13 protein-coding genes are annotated in these 18,255 nt (G+C 68.9%); 5 read left to right on the top strand and 8 right to left on the bottom strand.

Annotated elements, in window-relative coordinates:
* Positions 1-93 precede the first annotated feature (93 nt).
* On the top strand, positions 94-753 hold the full coding sequence (locus IE069_RS15075; protein WP_189351504.1) for an arsenate reductase/protein-tyrosine-phosphatase family protein: 660 nt from the start codon (positions 94-96) through the stop codon (positions 751-753).
* A 52-nt stretch (positions 754-805) separates the two neighbouring features.
* Here the strand turns inward: IE069_RS15075 and IE069_RS15080 are convergent, their stop codons facing one another.
* Complete coding sequence (locus IE069_RS15080; protein ID WP_189351505.1) at positions 806-1,738, bottom strand: LysR family transcriptional regulator; 933 nt, start codon at positions 1,736-1,738, stop codon at positions 806-808.
* 218 nt (positions 1,739-1,956) lie between these two features.
* Here IE069_RS15080 and IE069_RS15085 point away from each other — a divergent pair, with 218 nt between their 5' ends.
* The 4 genes from IE069_RS15085 to IE069_RS15100 all read left to right on the top strand — a co-directional run bounded on the left by IE069_RS15085 (position 1,957) and on the right by IE069_RS15100 (position 9,265).
* Complete coding sequence (locus IE069_RS15085; RefSeq protein WP_189351506.1) at positions 1,957-3,771, top strand: BCCT family transporter; 1,815 nt, start codon at positions 1,957-1,959, stop codon at positions 3,769-3,771.
* A gap of 217 nt (positions 3,772-3,988) precedes the next feature.
* Positions 3,989-5,290: an aromatic ring-hydroxylating oxygenase subunit alpha gene (locus IE069_RS15090; RefSeq protein WP_189351507.1), complete on the top strand. Its 1,302-nt coding sequence runs from the start codon at positions 3,989-3,991 to the stop codon at positions 5,288-5,290.
* Positions 5,287-6,681 carry a flavin reductase family protein gene (locus tag IE069_RS15095; RefSeq protein ID WP_189351508.1) on the top strand — a complete coding sequence of 465 codons (1,395 nt, stop codon included), beginning with the start codon at positions 5,287-5,289 and terminating at the stop codon, positions 6,679-6,681. The genes IE069_RS15090 and IE069_RS15095 overlap by 4 nt, the downstream gene beginning before the upstream one ends.
* 64 nt (positions 6,682-6,745) lie before the next feature.
* Complete coding sequence (locus tag IE069_RS15100) at positions 6,746-9,265, top strand: GcvT family protein (protein ID WP_189351509.1); 2,520 nt, start codon at positions 6,746-6,748, stop codon at positions 9,263-9,265.
* 202 nt (positions 9,266-9,467) lie between these two features.
* On the opposite strand, the gene purU is transcribed toward IE069_RS15100, so the two are convergent.
* Genes purU through glyA form a run of 7 tightly spaced genes read right to left on the bottom strand, consistent with a single transcriptional unit; the run spans position 9,468 to position 18,186 of the window.
* Positions 9,468-10,340: a formyltetrahydrofolate deformylase gene (purU, locus tag IE069_RS15105; protein WP_189351510.1), complete on the bottom strand. Its 873-nt coding sequence runs from the start codon at positions 10,338-10,340 to the stop codon at positions 9,468-9,470.
* A gap of 14 nt (positions 10,341-10,354) precedes the next feature.
* Entirely contained in the window at positions 10,355-11,746 is a 1,392-nt protein-coding gene (locus IE069_RS15110) for an L-serine ammonia-lyase (RefSeq protein WP_189351511.1), read from the bottom strand.
* Positions 11,746-12,426: a sarcosine oxidase subunit gamma gene (locus IE069_RS15115; RefSeq protein ID WP_189351512.1), complete on the bottom strand. Its 681-nt coding sequence runs from the start codon at positions 12,424-12,426 to the stop codon at positions 11,746-11,748. Before IE069_RS15115 ends, IE069_RS15110 begins: the two co-directional genes overlap by 1 nt.
* Positions 12,419-15,328, bottom strand: coding sequence for a sarcosine oxidase subunit alpha family protein (locus IE069_RS15120; protein WP_189351513.1), 2,910 nt, complete (start codon positions 15,326-15,328; stop codon positions 12,419-12,421). Before IE069_RS15120 ends, IE069_RS15115 begins: the two co-directional genes overlap by 8 nt.
* The gene (locus tag IE069_RS15125) at positions 15,325-15,618 is read right to left on the bottom strand and encodes a sarcosine oxidase subunit delta (RefSeq protein WP_189351514.1); all 294 of its coding nucleotides are present in this window, start codon (positions 15,616-15,618) and stop codon (positions 15,325-15,327) included. Before IE069_RS15125 ends, IE069_RS15120 begins: the two co-directional genes overlap by 4 nt.
* 13 nt (positions 15,619-15,631) lie before the next feature.
* Entirely contained in the window at positions 15,632-16,849 is a 1,218-nt protein-coding gene (locus tag IE069_RS15130) for a sarcosine oxidase subunit beta family protein (protein ID WP_189351515.1), read from the bottom strand.
* On the bottom strand, positions 16,849-18,186 hold the full coding sequence (gene glyA, locus IE069_RS15135; RefSeq protein WP_308425400.1) for a serine hydroxymethyltransferase: 1,338 nt from the start codon (positions 18,184-18,186) through the stop codon (positions 16,849-16,851). Before glyA ends, IE069_RS15130 begins: the two co-directional genes overlap by 1 nt.
* Positions 18,187-18,255: the final 69 nt, after the last annotated feature.

Consider the following 18,255-nt stretch of genomic DNA (forward strand, 5'->3'; position numbering starts at 1 on the left):
CCGCCTCGCACGCCACAACGCGCGAAACGGACGCCCCGATACCCAATAGTTCAGCAGTCTCCTAGGGCCCACCGCCCGCCACGAAAGGCAGACATGAGCACCGAGACGCCCGGCAGGACTCCCGCGGAACACCGGGCAGACAAGGACCGCCACGTGCTCATGCGCGAGGTCGACCACCTCGCAGCCCGCTACCGCGGGATTTTCGCACCGGAGATGATCGAGCGGTACCTGTTCGAGTCCTACACGACGCTCGGCCGCAGCGCCCGCGTGCGCACGTACCTCGCCGCGACCGCCATGCACTTCGCGGCGGACCGGCTGCGGGCGCTCGCCCAGTCCATGGGAGAGGTGCCGAAGAACCGGCCGGAGGTCCTGTTCGTGTGCGTCGAGAACGCGGGCCGGTCGCAGCTGGCCGCAGCCTTCCTGCGCAAGACCGCCGGCGCCTCCGTGTCGGTCCGCTCGGCCGGTTCGACGCCGGCCTCGGAACTGCACCCCGTCACCCTGTACCTCATGCAGGAGCGCGGCCTGCCGGCCGAGAGCCTCTACCCGAAGCCGCTGACGGACGACGTCGTGCGGGCGGCCGACGTCGTCGTCACGATGGGCTGCGGCGACGCCTGCCCGATCTACCCGGACAAGCAGTACACCGACTGGCAGCTGCCGGACCTACAGTCGGTCGACGAGGCCGGCGCGGAGGCCGTCGCCGACGACATCGAGCGCCGGGTCGCGGAGCTCTGGGAGGAGCTCCGCAAGCGCTGATCCCCGCCGCCCGACCGGCGCCGCCCACGCACGCGGCGTGCGCGCCCCCGGGCTACGGGCTCTCGGCCAGGCGCTCGGTGAGCAGCCGTCGCGCAGTCGCCTGCAGGTAGTCGAGCGCGCTCTTGACCATCGGCGCGTCCGCCGTCCCGGTCCGGACCGCGGCGACGATCCGCCGGGAGGGCTTGACGACGCCGGAGAGCGGCAGGCGGACGACGTTCTCCGCACCGCCGAGACTCGCCAGCCGGGGAATCAGCCCGATGCCCGCACCCGCGGCCACCAGGGCGATCGCGGTCTCCCACTCGATGACCTCGTGCTCGATCCGGGGAGTCGCCCCGACCGCAGTGAAGGCCGCGGTGAACAACGCGTGGTACGGGGTCCCCGGCGCGTCGGAGATCCAGAATTCATGGGACAGCTCCTCGAGGCGGACGGACTCCCGCTCGGCGAGCGGGTGCTCCGAGGGCACCATGACGTCCAGGGGATCGTTCAACAACGGCGTCTGCTCGAAACGCGGGTCGCCGCCCGCGCGGATGTCCGCCTGCATGGCGACGACGACGGCCAGGTCGATCCGTTCGGCCATCAACAGGTCGAAGCACCGGCCCGGGCTCGCCTCGATGACGTGCACGTGGACCGAGGGCTTCGTCCTGCGCAGGTCCGCTGCGAGGGGTGCCAGCAGGTTGGAAGCCGCCGTCGAGAATCCGCCGATCCCGAAATTCGTCGGCTCCTGGCCGCCTTCGGTCAACGCCGCCGCCTTGATCCGATCCCACTCGACCACCAGCGTCTCCGACTTCCGGACGAGATAACGCCCCGTGGATGTCAGCTGCAGCCCCCGCCCCTCCTTGACGAGCAGCTTCATGCCCAGCAGATGCTGGAGTTCACGCAATTGCGCGGACACCGCCGACGGGGAGTACCCGGTCAGCTCTGCCGTCGCGGCAACGGTGCCGCACGATGCGAAGGCCCTCAACGTCATGAGGCGATGGTCGATCATGGTGTCATTCTCCTCTGCCGCCCGCCCGGCGGCTAACTGTTGGACGAATCGGTGCCTGCGGACGAACGCGCGGCCACTGAAATATCAATTGTGTTCCTATCTATTGTCAGCATGCCGGTCGTGACTCTACTGTGATCTACAACTCACCGATCGAGCGCCTGCTCGAGCAGGCGCGCCCAGTCCACCCCACCGGCACATCCGACAAGCGAGATACATCCATGAGCACTTCTCGAAGTACCGAAGACCTGCTGCAGACCCTGCGGCAGGTCACCAAGCGCAAGCCGAAGCCGAAGCGGGAACGCGGCCTGGACAAAGTCGTCTTCAGCGTCGCCGCGATCTCGGCGCTGGCGTTCATCATCTGGGGCTTCGTCTCCTCCGCATCGCTGGGAGAGGTGGCCAACACGCTGCTCGCCGGCACGATGAGCAATTTCGGGTGGCTCTTCGTCGTCGCCGCCTCCTTCTTCCTGATCTTCGTGATCGTGGTCGCCGCCAGCAGATTCGGCGAGATCAAACTGGGCCAGGACGACGAGAAACCAGAGTTCCGGACCTCCTCCTGGATCGCGATGATGTTCGCGTCCGGCATGGGCATCGGCCTGGTCTTCTACGGCGTCGCGGAACCCCTGTGGTTCTACATGGCGCCGCCGCCGGGGACGGTGGACGGCCAGACGGCCGAGGCCCTGCAGACCGCGATGGGCACCACGATGTTCCACTGGGGCCTGTACCCGTGGGCGATGTACGCCATCGTCGGCCTGGGCCTCGCCTACGGAACCTTCCGCCTCGGCCGCAGCCAGCTCTTCTCCTCGATGTTCGTCCCCCTGTTCGGTCAACGGGCCGTCAACGGGATCGGCGGTCGGCTCATCAACATCCTGGCGATCCTCGCGACGCTGTTCGGGTCCGCCTGCTCGCTCGGCCTCGGCGCGATGCAGATCGGCGGCGGAATCCAGTCGATGGGCCTGCTGGAGTCGGTCGGCACCACCACCCTGGTGCTCATCATCGCCGTGCTGACCGCCTGCTTCGTGGCATCCGCCGCCTCGGGCATCGCCAAGGGCATCCAGGCCCTGTCGAACATCAACATGGTCCTGGCGCTCCTCCTGGCCGTGCTGGTCTTCATCGGAGGGCCCACGCTCTTCATCCTGAACGTCCTGCCCAACGCTCTGGGCTCGTTCATCGGAGACCTGCCCCAGATGGCCTCGCGCACGGCGACGACGGGCGGCGACGCGCTGCAGTCCTGGATGTCCTCCTGGACGATCTTCTACTGGGCGTGGTGGGTCTCCTGGACCCCGTTCGTCGGCCTCTTCATCGCCCGCATCTCCCGCGGTCGCACCATCCGCCAATTCGTCACCGGCGTGCTGTTCATCCCGTCTGCCATCTCCCTGATCTGGTTCTCCGTCATGGGCGGCGGGGCGATCGGACTCCAGGAGAGCGCCGAAGAGGGCGGGAGGATCGACGCGCTGGTCAACATGACCGCAGACGGCCCGGATCTGAACTTCGACAGCGCGCTCTTCGACTACCTGGGCGCCCTGGTCGTCCCGGACTGGCTGTCGCTGACCATGATCGTGATCGCCGTCGTGCTGATCGGGATCTTCTTCATCACGAGCGCGGACTCCGCGTCCATCGTGATGGGCACCCTCTCGGAGAACGGTTCCACGAACCCGTCCCGTCGCATCGTGATCTTCTGGGGTGTCGCCGTCGGCGCGGTGGCCGCCGTGATGCTCCTGGCCGGTGGCGACCATCCGGCGGCGGCGCTCAACGGGTTGAAGACGTTCACGATCGTCTCGGCCCTGCCGTTCCTCTTCGTCATGATCCTGCTGTGCGTGGCGCTGTGGAAGGACCTGTCGCAGGATCCCCTGGTACTCCAGGGCAAGCTGGCCCAGCAGATTCTCGTCGACTCCGTCACCACCGCCGTAGACAAATACGACGGCGAGCCGTTCGAGCTGGACACCTTCACGACCGAGGTGCCCGTCGTGCCGCTCCCCGAAATCCCAGACGCCGGACACCCCGTTCGTCTGGAGCAACCGGTCGACCAGAAATGACCTACTCATCGGTAGTTTTTCGCCACTGATGGAATCTCCGCACCACCCTTATACCGTGCGGAATTATGCATGTAATTCGCCACGTATTGACGCTTTTATCGCAAGGTTTCGGCTCCTAGTCTGAAGTCAGCAGCAAGTTCTCGGTGCCGCGGTATCGGCGTTCTCGACAGCTTTCACACCCCCACCACGAACAGCACGAACCCGAGGAAGACAACCCATGGTCCAAGCAGTTAAATCGAAGTCCACCGCGCGGGGAAAGATCGCCCCGTCCCGTTCCGAGGAACAGCTCTCCGCGGTCCGCTCCCTCTTCGAGAAGAGGCGTGCCGGCTACTCCCTCGACGCCCCGTTCTACACGGACCCGGAGCTGTTCAAGGCGGACATGCAGGGCATCTTCGGCCAGCACTGGCTCTTCGCCGCCAGCCTCGCGGAGATCCCCGAACCCGGCGACTACGTCACGATCGACTACGGCCCCTACTCGCTGATCATCCTCCGCACGGACGACGGCGTGAACGCCCTGCACAACGTGTGCCGCCACCGCGGCGCCAGGGTCCTCACCGAGCCGGCCGGAACCACGGGCAACCTCGTGTGCGGCTACCACTCCTGGACGTACGACACGGAGGGGTCGCTGATCCACGCGTCGTCGCCCGGGGAGACGACCTTCGACAAGGCGTGCTTCGCCCTCAAACGGGCGCACAGCCGCATCGTCGCCGGGCTCGTCTTCGTCTGCCTGGCGCCCGAGCCGCCCGAGGACTTCGACGAGGTCGCCAAGATCTTCGAGCCCTATGTGGCCCCGCACGAGATCGCGAATGCGAAGGTGGCTTTCCAGCAGGAGCTCATCGAAGAGGGCAACTGGAAGCTGGTGATGGAGAACAACCGCGAGTGCTACCACTGCGACGGCCACCCCGAACTCGCCTGCTCCCTCTTCCCGACCTGGGGCCTGACCGAGGAGCTCGTCCCGCCGCACCTCGAAGACGCCTGGCAGCGAAACGTCACCGCCGAGACGGCCCTGCAGGAACGCTGCACCCGCTACGGCCTGCCGTACGAGGTCGTCGAGGAGCTGGATACGCGCATCGCCGGCATCCGCATCTCCCGGGAGCCCCTCGACGGAGCCGGCGAGTCGTTCTCGGCCACCGGGCGCCGGTTGTCGAAGAAGCTCCTCGGCGACCTGCGCGACTTCCGGCTGGGCCGGTGCTCGATGCACCTGCAGCCCAACTGCTGGTTCCACCTGCTCTCCGACCACGTCATCACGTTCGCCGCGTTCCCGATCAACGAGCACCAGACGCTCGTGCGGACGACGTGGCTCGTCGCCGACGACGCCGTCGAGGGCGTCGACTACGACCTGGAAACCCTCACGTACACGTGGAAGCAGACCAACGTCCAGGACAAGAATTTCGTCGAGATGTGCCAGCAGGGCGCAGCCAGCCCGGCCTACGAGCCCGGCCCGTACATGAAGAGCGAGTACCAGGTCGAAGCCTTCATCAACTGGTACGTGCAGCGTATGCAGGAGCACCTCGGATGACAGTCAGCACGACCCTCACAGCGATTCCCGATTTCCACCGCATCCGCGGCCTGGAGATGCCGTGGAACCGCGTCTTCCAGAGCACCCCGGAACCCGCCGGGGCGGCCCGTGCGTTGTGGCCCTGGTACCCGCAGGAGTTCCTCGCCGAGTGCGTCGAGACCGTGCCCGAAGTCGGCGACATGCTCACCATCGTCCTGCGCAGGACGGACGGCGCTCCCCTGGCCTTCCGGTCGGGCCAGTATCTGAATATCGCGTTCCCCGTGGACGGCCCGGATGCGGAGCCGGTGAACCGCAGCTACTCGATCTCGAGCTCGCCCACGGTTCCGTGGACGTTCGCGATCACCGTCAAGCGCGAGGAGGGCGGACGGGTCTCCCAGTGGGTGCACGACAACATCCGCCCCGGCATGGTCCTCGACATGCTCGGCCCCGTCGGCGCCTTCCACCTGCCGGATATGGACCGCCGGGCGCGCTACCTGTTCCTCGCCGCGGGCTCGGGGGTGACCCCGCTGATGTCGATGATCCGGACGATCCACTCCCTGCCCGGCCGGGCCGACGTCGTCATGCTCTACCACGGCGCCGAGCCGGGGGCGTTCGCCTTCTCCCGGGAGCTGGAATACCTCGCGTCCGTCGACTCCCGCATCAAGGTCTACTACTCCCTCGGGGACCGCAGCGTTCCCGGAACCTGGGAGGGGATGGTGGGCCGGCTGACCGCCCAGATGATCGACGAGGTGGTTCCCGACGCCAACGGCCGCCAGGTCTACGCCTGCGGGCCCGAAGGGTACCTCGACGTCGCCACGGACCTGCTCAGCAAGGTGGGCGTGGACGACACCTCCGTCCACAAGGAGTCCTTCTCGGGCAGCCGGGAGATCGTCCTCGAGTACCGCGAGGAGGTCGCACTCGCCGGCGAGATCGCCGAGGAGTTCGCAGCGGTCGCCGAAGAGCTCCAGGAGCAGCAGCCCCCGGCCCTCGACCTCTACCGGTCCGGCGACGATCAGGACACGGACGACGACGGCGCCGTCGTCGCCGCCGCCGAAGCCGAGTACGCAGCGGAATACGAGGAGGAGCCCGCATCGCCGGAATCCGCGGACACGCCGGCCGAGCCGTCGTCGTTCGAGTCCGTCGGCTCCGGAAGCCTGAACATGTCCTTTCTCCGCAGCGGCCTGAACGTCAGGATCGACCCCGGCGAGGAGATTCTGGCCGCCGCGAAAAAGGCCGGCGTCAGGATCGGAGCCAACTGCCAGGAGGGCATGTGCGGCTCCTGCAAAGTCGTCAAGCTCCAGGGTGAAGTCGACATGAACCACCAGGGCGGCATCCGCGCCCGCGAGATCGAGGCCGGAAAATTCCTGCCCTGCTGCTCTACGGCGCAGACCGATCTCGTGATCGACGCCTGACGGCACCAACGGCCTCGGCCGGCCCACCACCAACACCACTGACCAAGAATCTAGGGAGTCCACCGTGTCTCACACCTCACCGAGGATCGTCATCATCGGCGCCGGAATCGTCGGCGCGAACCTCGCTGACGAGCTCGCCCAGCTCGGCCACACCAACGTCCTCGTCCTCGAGCAGGGACCGCTGGGGATCCCGGGCGGTTCCACCTCCCACGCACCCGGCCTCGTCTTCTCCTCGAACGGTTCGAAGTCGATGACCGAGTTCGCCCAGTACACCATCGAGAAGTTGACCTCTCTGACCGGGGCGGACGGCCGCGGCTCGTTCCTGCCGGTGGGCGGTCTGGAGATCGCCACCAACGAGGAGCGCCTGCAGGATCTGCACCGCCGCGCCGGCTGGAACCGCTCCTACGGGGTCGAGGCCCACATCGTCGACGCCGACGAGTGCCTCAAGCGCTTCCCCATGCTCAATCCGGACATGGTCCTCGGCGGCCTGCTCACCCCGGGCGACGGCCTGGCCCTGGCCGCCAAGGGAACGCAGCTCGTGATGGAGCGTGCCAAGGCAGCGGGCGTCGAGTTCCGCGACCGCACCGCCGTCACCGATATCGAGCAGTCCGGCGGTCGGGTCACCGCGGTCGTCGCCGGCGAGGAGCGTTTCGCCGCCGACATCGTGGTTTCCTGCGCCGGTTTCTGGGGCCCCGCCATCGGCGAGATGGTCGGCACCGCGGTCCCGCTACTCCCGCTCGCGCACCAGTTCGCCTGGACCACTCCCGCCCCGTCCCTGGCCGGAGTCAACGAGCTGCCCAGCGGGGCCAGTCGCCCGATCCTCCGCTACCAGGACCGGGACCTGTACTACCGCGAATGGGGCGAGACCATCGGCATCGGGTCCTACGCGCACCGTCCGATGGCCGTGAGCCTGGACGATCTGCCGAAGTACCGTCCGGAGGAGATCACCTCGGAGAAGATGCCCTCCTCCCTGCCGTTCACACCGGAAGATTTCGCCGCGGAGTGGGAGGCCACCCAGGAGCTCCTGCCGGACCTGAAGAACACCGAGATCCAGCGCGGTTTCAACGGCGTGTTCTCCTTCACGCCCGACGGCGGCTCTCTGGTCGGCGAGTCCCGCCACGTCAACGGATTCTTCGTGGCAGAAGCAGTGTGGGTGACGCACGCTCCGGGTATCGCCAAGGCCGTCGCCGAACTGATCGCGACCGGCCACTCCAACACCGATCTCTCCGACTGCGACCTGAACCGCTTCGAAGACGTGCAGACCACCCCGGAGTACGTCGAGGAGACCGGCAAGCAGAACTTCGTCGAGATCTACGACGTGCGCCACCCCCTGGAGCCGCGCACGAGCCCGCGGGACGTCCGCGTCAGCCCCTTCCACGAGCAGCAGAAGGCGCTCGGCGCCTTCTTCCTCGAGGGCACCGGCTGGGAGCGCCCGCACTGGTTCGAGTCGAACGCCGACCTGCTGGACGAGCTGCCCGCCGAGTGGGCGGCCCCCGAGCGCGACGAGTGGGCGGCCAAGTTCCACTCCCCGATCGCCGCCGTCGAGGCCTGGAAGACCCGTACGGCGGTCGCCATGTTCGACATGACGCCGCTCAAGCGCCTCGAGATCACCGGCCCCGGCGCCGGCCCGCTGCTGCACGGCCTGACGACGTCCAGCATGCTGCGCGCCCCGGGCGCCGTCAGCTACACCCTGCTGCTCGACGAGGCCGGCGGCATCACGAGTGACATCACGGTGGCCCGCCTCTCCGAGGAGCGCTACCAGGCCGGCGTGAACTCCAACGTCGACCTGGCCTACTTCTCGCGACTGGCCCGACAGCAGACCGAGCAGGACCCGTCGCAGTGGGTCAGCGTCCGCGACATCACGTCGGGGACCTGCTGCATCGGCCTCTGGGGCCCGCTGGCCGCCGCGGTCATGGCGAAGATCAGCCGCGACGACATGGGCAAGGACGCGCTGAAGTACTTCCGGGCCAAGGAGATCTCGATCGGCGGTGTCCCCGTCACGGCGATGCGCCTGTCCTACGTCGGCGAGTTCGGCTGGGAGCTCTACGCCTCCTCCGACGTCGGCTCGAAGCTCTGGGACATCATCTGGGAGGCCGGCCGGGAACACGGCATCATCGCCGCGGGCCGCGAGGCGTTCGGCTCGATGCGTCTGGAGAAGGGCTTCCGCGCCTTCGGCACCGACATGACCAGCGAGCACGAACCGAACCAGGCCGGCCTCGGCTTCGCCGTCAAGGCGACCAAGACCGACGACTTCGTCGGCAAGAGCGCGCTCGCCGAGCGGGCCGCGGCCGCCACGAAGCGCCTGCGCTGCCTGACGGTCGACGACGGCGTCTCGGTGGTCCTCGGCAAGGAGCCCGTCTACGTCGACGGCGTGGCCAGCGGCTACGTGACCAGCGCCGCGTACGGGTACACCGTCCGCAAGCCGATCGCCTACGCGTGGCTGCCGAACTCGGTGGAGACCGGCGACGGCGTCGAGATCGAGTACCTCGGCCGCCGGGTCGCGGCGACCGTGGTCGACGACCCCCTGTACGACCCGGAGATGCACCGCCTGCGCGGCACCGAGCTGGCGGCAACCACCGTCTGATCGACCCGTCGCCGAAGGCGCCCCCGACGCTCATGCGTCGGGGGCGCTTTCGTGCCTGAGGCCGTGCTCCAAGAGAAGGTTTGGGCCCGACCTCGCGCCACAGTTTCGGTGTCCCCGGACATGGAAAATCCCGGGCGGAGCCGGTCGCGACATCGTCGCAATGGTTCCGCCCGGGATTTGTTCCCGCGAAAAGGACTACGGGTCAGCGCAGGATGACCGTCCGGGAGTCGTGCAGCATCACGCGGCCCTCGCAGTGCCAGCGCACGGCGTCGGAGAGGGCCTTGCGCTCGGTGTCACGCCCCGCGGCGACGAGATCCTCAGGGCCGAAGGCATGGTCGACCGGCTGCACCTGCTGGGCGATGATCGGTCCCTCGTCCAGCTCGCTGTTGACGTAGTGCGCCGTGGCGCCGACCGTCTTGACGCCACGCTCGAACGCCTGGTGGTACGGCTTGGCGCCCTTGAAGGACGGGAGGAAGGAGTGGTGGATGTTGATGATCCGCCCCTCCATCTTCGTCGCCAGGGAGTCGGAGAGCACCTGCATGTAGCGGGCCAGGACCACCAGGTCGACCTCGAACCGGTCCGTGAGGTCCAGCAGCTTCTGCTCCGCCTCCACCTTGGTGTCCGGGGTGACGGGGATGTGGTAGAACGGGATGCCGTGCCACTCTACGGAGCGCTGGTGGTCGCGGTGGTTGGAGACGACGGCGACTACGTCCACGGGCAGCTCGCCGATCCGGGCACGGTACAGCAGGTCGTTCAGGCAGTGGTCGAACTTGGAGACCATGATCAGCACGCGGCGCTTCTGCCCGGCCGGCAGCAGCTCCCAGCGGGCGTCGCCGCTGTCCACCAGCGCGTCGATGTCGCGGCGCACCTTGTTCGCGGCCTCCTTCGGGTCCACCCCGTCACCGATGGTGAAGTGGATCCGGGCGAAGAAGTGCGCGGACCGCGGATCGTCGAATGTCTTGAGCTCGACGATGTCCCCGCCGTTCTCCAGCAGGATGCCGGTCAAGGCGTGCACGATGCCCGGCTTCTCCGGGCAGTCGAAAGTCAGGACGTGGTCCCGTACGGTCTCACCCATGTTTGCTCCTTCTCTCAGCACTCCACGACGTTGACCGCCAGGCCACCGCGCGAGGTCTCTTTGTATTTGGTCTTCATGTCCGCTCCAGTCTGGCGCATCGTGTTGATGGCCTGGTCCAGAGACACCCGGTGCTGGCCGTCTCCGCGGAAAGCGAGTCGGGCCGCGTTGATCGCCTTCACGGAGGCGATGGCGTTGCGTTCGATGCAGGGCACCTGCACCAGCCCGCCGACGGGATCGCAGGTGAGCCCCATGTTGTGCTCGAGTCCGATCTCCGCAGCGTTCTCGATCTGCTCCGGCGTCCCGCCGAGGACGGCGCACAGCCCGGCGGCGGCCATGGAACAGGCCGAACCCACCTCGCCCTGGCAGCCGACCTCCGCGCCGGAGATCGAGGCGTTCTTCTTGAAGAGGATGCCGATCGCTCCGGCCGTCAGCAGGAAGTCCACGACCCCGTCCTCGTCCGCGCCGGGGATGAAATTCCAGTAGTAGTGCAGGACGGCCGGGATGATGCCGGCGGCGCCGTTCGTCGGCGCCGTGACGATCCGTCCACCCGAGGCGTTCTCCTCGTTGACGGCGAGCGCGAACAGGTTGACCCACTCCATGGCCTGCAGCGGGTCCACCCCGCCGGAGGTCAGCGCTGCGGCCTGCTCCTCGCGGAGCTTGTCCCGCAGGGCCGGCGCGCGCCGTCGTACTTTGAGCCCTCCGGGCAGGAGCGCCTCGGTCCGGGTGCACCCGTTCGCCACGCACTCGCGCATGACCGCCCAGATGCCCAGGAGCTGCTCGCGCAGCGCTGGGGCCTCGTGGCGCACGGCCTCGTTGGCACGCATCAGGTCGGCGATGGACAGTCCGCCCTCGCGGCACCTGTCGAGCAGCTCGTCCGCCGAGTCGAAAGGGCGGGGTTCGGGTTGTTCGTCCCCGGCTACCGGGGCGTCCAGTTCATCGGAGGCGACGACGAATCCGCCGCCGACCGAGTAGTACTCGCGGACGAAGAGGTCCTCCCCGGCGTCGTCGAAGGCCGTCACCCGCATCCCGTTGGGATGCGCCGGCAGCGAGCGCCGCCGGTGCAGGACGACGTCGCGCGCCCGGTTGAAGGCGACCTGGCGCGTCCCGCCGAGAGCGAGCCTCCCGGCCTCCGCGGCGGCCTCCGCGATCGATGCCACGGAGTCGGCGTCCACGGTCTCCGGGTCGTGCCCGCAGAGGCCGACGACGACGGCCGTGTCGGAGCCGTGGCCGATGCCGGTTGCGCCGAGCGAGCCGAACAGCTCGACTTTGACCCGTGCCGTCGTCGCACTTGCCCCCGCGGCCTCGAGTTCGGCCGTGAAGCGGCGCGCCGCCCGCATCGGACCCACCGTGTGCGACGAGGAGGGGCCGATGCCGACGGAGAACAGGTCGAGGACGCCGAGGGCCATCAGGTGACCTCGTCCCCTGCGAACTCGGCCATCGCGTCCACGAGCCAGCGCACCGTGTAGTCGGCGAAGGACGCGCGGGGGAACAGCCGGTACTCCTGTTCGCCGGAGCGGTGGAGGATCACCGGGACCGGGCCCACCTGGGTCAGGACGGCCGTTCCAACGGCGAAGGCGCGCGGGTGGAGATCCATGTGGCAGCCCTTCTCCAGGACGTGGCGGGCGCGGGCCCCGCTGAGCTCCAGAATGGTCCGGTTCGCGGAGAGGTCGAGCGCCTGGCCGGGCAGGCCGTCGAGCGCCGCGGCGACAGCATCGCCGTCGCCCGGCTCCTGCCGGCGCGACGCGTCAACCGCCAGGAACTCGTCGGGTCCCAACCACAGGATGTGCACTGCGGAGGCGTCGCCGGTGACGGCGCCGGCACTCTCCGGGAATCCGACGCCGAGGGCAGCCTCCAGGGCCAGTGCCGACCGGCTCCCCGGCTCGGCCCGCAGGCCCAGCTGGACGGTGAACGGCAGTTCGCGCAGGGCCACCGAGCGCTCCCCGGTCACCTCGGCCCCTGCCATGAGCTCGGCGAGGTGGGCGGCGGGCGAGACCCTCAGAGCGTCGAGTACCGAGATGTCGCCGCGTGCGGCCGAGGCCACACTCGAGTTGGTGGAATCGTCTGGCGCGGTCGTGATGTCAGCCATCGCGGCGGCTCCCTTCCGGATCGTAGAGGACGGGGGATGTGATTTCGACGTCGACGAGCACGCCGCCGACCGGTGACTGGACGACCTCGCCGAGGCGGTCGCGCCCGCCGTCGACGAGGGCGAGCCCGAACGGGCGTCCCAGTGCGGCCGACTGGTAGGAGGAGGTCACGTGCCCGATCATGGGCACCGGTCCGTCCTGGGGCGTGATCGGCGTGCCGGCGGCCACGAGCTGCGCGCCCTCGGCCAGCCGGGTGGTCCGATCCACGGGCAGTACGCCCACCAGGTGGCGGCGCCCCTCGCGCGATGCATCGGGCCGGGCGAAGGACCGCTTGCCGACGAAGTCCTTGAGCTTGGAGACCACCCAGTCCATGCCCGCGTCCTGCGGGGTGATCGTGCCGTCGGTGTCCTGCCCGACGATGATGAACCCCTTCTCGGCGCGGAGCACGTGCATCGTCTCGGTGCCGTACGGGGTGATCCCGAACTGCTCGCCGGCCTCGGCGACGGCCTCCCAGACGGACAGGCCGTAGAAGGTGTCGACGTTGATCTCGAAGGCGAGCTCGCCGGAGAACGAGATGCGGCAGATCCGGGCGGGGATCCCGCCGGCCAGCGTCGTCTCGCGGAACGCCATGAACGGGAACGCCTCCTGCGAGACGTCGAGGTCCGGGCAGACGGCCTCCATCACCTTCCGGGAGTCCGGTCCGACGACGGCGACGGTGCTCCACTGCTCCGTCACCGACGTGAGGACGACGTCGAGTTCCGGCCACTCGGTCTGGTGCCACTGCTCGAGCCACTCCAGCACCTTGGCCGCGCCGCCCGTCGTCGTGGTCATGTAGTAGCGGCCGTCGTCGACGCGCAGCGTGACGCCGTCGTCGAAGATCATCCCGTCCTCGGTGCACATGACGCCGTAGCGGCCCATGCCGGGCTTGAGCTTCGCGAAACCGTTGGTGTACATCCGGTTCAGGAACTCGCCGGCGTCCGTCCCGCGGATCTCGATCTTGCCGAGCGTGCTGGCGTCCATGAAGCCGACGGACTCGCGCACGGCGCGGCACTCGCGCAGCACGGCCGCGTCCATGTCCTCGCCGGCCTGCGGGTAGTACCAGGGGCGCTTCCACTGCCCGACGTCCTCGAACTCGGCGCCGCGGGCGACATGCCACGGGTGGATCGAGGTGACGCGGGCGGGGTCGGCGAGCTCGCCGCGGCGGCGCCCGGCCACGGCGGCGAAGGCGACGGGCGAGTACGGGGCGCGGAACGTCGTCGTGCCGATCTCGTCGATCGCGCGGCCGCCCTGGACCGCGGCCATCACGCCGATGGCGTTGACGCCGCTGGTCTTGCCCTGGTCGTTGGCCGTGGAGATCGAGGTGTAGCGCTTGACGTGCTCCACCGACTGCATCCCGGCGCCGGTCGCGCGCAGGATGTCGGCGACGGTCTGGTCGCGCTGCAGGTCGACGAAGTGCTCCTTCCACGTCTCGGGCTCGCCGCTGAGCCCGGGAACGAGCCAGAGCGGCCGGAAGGATCCGGTCGCCGCGGCCGGAGCCGACGGAACCACGAGCGGGGCGGAGCGCCCGGTGCGCTGGGCTGCGCGGTGTCCCGCCTCGGCCCCTCCGGAGAGGCCCTCGGCGAGCGTGTACCGCCCGGCGGCGGCGCCGACGACCTGCTGGTCCGCGACCTTGCCCGAGGGCACGAAGCCGGCGATGTCGTCGTCCCAGGCCAGCGGGCCGCGGCGCTGGCTGTGCAGGTGCACCACCGGCGAGAACCCGCCCGAAACCGCGAGCAGGTCCGCGTCCACGGACTCGACCTCGCCCGTGAGCGTTCCGTCCTCGGCCAGCGGGCTGATCGTCACGCCGCTGAGGCGGCCCGCGGTGCTCTCGCCGGCCGTGTCGACGACGGCGGCGCCGGCGTGCCCACGGATTCCGGTCGCCTCGAGGACGGTGAGCGCGCGCTCGGACAGGTCGGGGCGGGAGTCCACGACGGCGACGACGTCGACGCCGGCCGCGTGCAGGTCCTCCACGGTCGAGTAGGCCGAGTCGTTGGTGGTGGCGACCACCACGCGGCGCCCGGCGGCCACACCGTACCGGTTGAGGTAGGTGCGCACGGCGGAGGCGAGCATGATCCCCGGGCGGTCGTTGTTGGCGAACACGATGGGACGCTCGTGGGCGCCGGTCGCGAGGACGACCTGGGATGCGCGGACGTGCCAGATGCGCTGCCGGGAGACTCCCGGACGGCGGGCGGACGGCAGGTGGTCCGTCCGGTGCTGGACGGCCACCACGAAGTTCTCGTCGTAGCTGCCGAACGCGGTGGTCCGCGGCAGGTACACGAACTCCTCGGCGCGGGCGAGGCGGTCCATCGTCGCCGCGATCCACTCGACGGCGTCGCCGTCGTCGATCGTGGTGCCGCGCTCGGAGAGCAGGGAGCCCCCGGCGGAGGGCTGATCGTCCATGAGAATGGTCCGCGCACCGGTCTTCGCCGCTTCGCGGGCGGCGGCCAGGCCGGCCGGCCCGGCGCCCACGATCAGGACATCGGCGTGCACGTACTTGTGGTCGTACACGGCCTCGTCGGGGCGCGGATCGAGAACGCCGCGGCCGCTGAGGTAGTTGACCTCCATGCCCTCGGCGATCTCGACGGTCGTCGCGGGCAGCATCGATTCGTCGACGTGGCCCTCGAACCGCGACTTCACGGCGACCAGCGCGTTGGGCTCCTCGACTCCGGCACCGACCACGCCGCGCGGGCGCCCCAGGTAGAGGGAGGACCCGCAGTCGATATGGCCCGACGCCAGCAGCGCGCTCGCGACCGTGTCGCCGGCGAAACCGCTGTAGACGATCCCGTCGAGACGGAACGAGACCTCGCGGGTGCGATCGATGGCATGTCCGGGGCGGCGGCCGGGCTCGGCAGGCGCTGCGCTCATCGGATCTCTCCTTCGGTGATGTCCGGGCGGGGCTCGCCAGTCCGGTAGATGGCCTTGAATTCGTAGGTGACGGTGTCCCGCAGGGCGTTGAACCACTTGCGGCAGCCGGCGCTGTGCACCCAGCGCTCGGCGAAGACGCCGCGGGTGTTCTCGCGGTAGAAGAGGTACTCGCCCCACTCGCTGTCGCTCAGCGCGTAAGGGTCCTCCGGGTAGGCGACGTGGGCCTGGCCCCCGTAGCCGAATTCGGTTTCGTCTCGCGGCCCGCAGTACGGGCATCGGATTTCGAGCATGTCGCGGCTCTCCCTAGTGTGCGACGGCTGCAGCGCCGTGTTCGTCGATGAGGCGCCCGGTTTCGAAGCGGTCCAGCGCGTACGGCGCGTTCAGCGGGTGCGCCTCGTCTGTCGCGATCGTGTGGGCGAACGTGTAGCCGGCCGCCGGCGTCCCCTTGAAGCCGCCGGTCCCCCAGCCCGCGTTGACGTACATCTGGTCGATCGGGGTCGACGAGATGATCGGCGAGGCGTCGAACGTGGTGTCCACGGTGCCTCCCCAGGTGCGCAGCAGGTGGGCCCGGGCGAAGATCGGGAACAGTTCGACGGCGGCCGCCAGCTGCTCTTCGATCACGTGGAATCCGCCGCGCTGGCCGTAGCCGTTGTACGAGTCGACGCCGGCGCCCATGACGAGCTCGCCCTTGTGCGCCTGGGAAACGTACACGTGCACGTGGTTGGACATGACGACCGTCGGGTGGACGGGTTCGAAGAGCTCGGAGACCAGTGCCTGCAGCGGGTGGGACTGGATCGGCAGGCGGAACCCGGCCAGGTCGGCCAGCACCGAGGAGTTGCCCGCGGCGGCGAGGCCGACCTTGCCGGCGTTGATGCGCCCGCGCGAGGTCTCCACGCCCACGACGCGGTTGCCGTCCTTGATGAAGTCGGTGACCTCGCAGTTCTGGATGATGTCCACACCCATCTCGTCGCACTTGCGGGCGAACGCCCACGCGACGTGGTCGTGCTTGGCGATGCCGGCGCGCGGCTGGTAGGTGGCCCCCATGACGGGGTACCGGATGTCGTCGCCGGTGTTGATGATGGGGCAGAGTTCCTTGACCTGGTCCGGCGTGATCCATTCAGCGTCCACACCGTTGAGCTGGTTGGCGTTGACCCGTCGCTGCGACTCCCGCACGTCCTGGAGCGTGTGGGCCAGATTCATGACGCCGCGCTGGGAGAACAGGAAGTCGTACTCGAGCTCCTCGGGCAGGCCCTCCCACAGCTTCAGGGAGTGCTCGTACAGCGCGGCCGACTCGTCCCACAGGTAGTTGGAGCGGATGATCGTGGTGTTGCGGGCCATGTTCCCGCCGGCGAGCCACCCCCGCTCCAGGACCGCGATGTTGGTCATGCCGTGATTCTTGGCCAGGTAGTAGGCCGTCGCCAGGCCGTGCCCGCCGCCGCCGACGATCACGGCGTCGTAGCTGGGCTTGGGGTCCGGATTCCGCCAGAGGAAGTCCGGGTGTTCCGGCAGCAGGTCAGCCATCAGGAGGCTCCCATCGGTGCGAGGTGCGGGTACAGCGGGTAGGCGGCGGCCAGCGTGGTCGCGCGTTCGCGCAGGCTGGCCAGGAGTGCCGGGTCGGCGCCGCCGTCGTGCGCGGCGGCGATCAGCGCCTCGGCGATGATGTCCGCGACCTCGGCGAAGGACTCCTCCGTGAAGCCGCGGGTGGCGAGCGCCGACGTGCCGATCCGGAGGCCGGAGGTGACCATCGGCGGACGCGGGTCGTTGGGGACGGCGTTGCGGTTGATTGTGATGTCCAGCTCGGCGAGGAGGTCCTCGCCCTGGCGGCCGTCGAGCTGGGACCGGCTGAGATCGACGAGCACGAGGTGCACATCCGTGCCGCCCGAGACCACCTTGATCTGCTGTGCCGCGACGTCGTCCCGGGAGAGCCGCTCGGCGAGGATCCGCGCGCCGGCGATCGTCCGCTCCTGGCGCTCACGGAAGGCGTCCGTGGCGGCGATCTTGAACGCGACGGCCTTGCCGGCGATCACGTGCTCGAGGGGGCCGCCCTGCTGCCCCGGGAAGACTGCGGAGTTGAACTTCTTGGCCAGGTCGGCGTCGTTCGTCAGGATGAAGCCGCCGCGCGGGCCGGCCAGCGTCTTGTGCGTCGTGGACGTGACCACGTGGGCGTGGGGCACCGGCGACGGGTGCAGGCCCGCCGCGACCAGTCCCGCGAAGTGGGCCATGTCGACCATGAGGTAGGCGCCGATCGAATCCGCGATCCGGCGGAACTCGGCGAAGTCGAGGTGCCGCGGGTAGGCGGACCAGCCGGCGATGATGAGCTGCGGCCGGTGCTCCGTCGCCAGACGCTCCACCTCGGCCATGTCCACGCGCTGCGTCTCGGGGTCCACGCCGTAGGGGACCACGTTGTAGAGCTTGCCGGAGAAGTTGATCTTCATGCCGTGGGTCAGGTGGCCGCCGTGGGCCAGGTTCAGGCCGAGGATGGTGTCGCCCGGCTTGATCAGCGCGTGCATGGCGGAGGCGTTGGCCTGGGCGCCGGAGTGCGGCTGGACGTTGGCGTGTTCGGCGCCGAACAGTTCCTTGAGCCGGTCGATGGCCAGCTGCTCGATGACGTCGACGTGTTCGCAGCCGCCGTAGTAGCGGCGGCCCGGGTACCCCTCGGCGTACTTGTTCGTCAGAACCGAGCCCTGCGCCTCGAGGACCGCCGCGGCCGTGTAGTTCTCCGAGGCGATCATCTCGAGGCCGTCGCGCTGCCGGTGCAGTTCCGCGTCGATGCTCTCGGCAACAGCAGGATCCAGTTCGGCCAGGGACGTGGTGAGTTCCTTCGGAACCACCATCCCCTCTCCCGTCAACAGCGTCATGCGAATCTCCTAACAAGCTCTTCGTCGTCATCTGATATATCAGCTTACAACCGATAGTATGATCTGCAC

It is taken from the genome of Zhihengliuella salsuginis (genome assembly GCF_014651715.1).
In the GTDB taxonomy this organism is placed as follows: Bacteria; Actinomycetota; Actinomycetes; order Actinomycetales; family Micrococcaceae; genus Zhihengliuella; species Zhihengliuella salsuginis.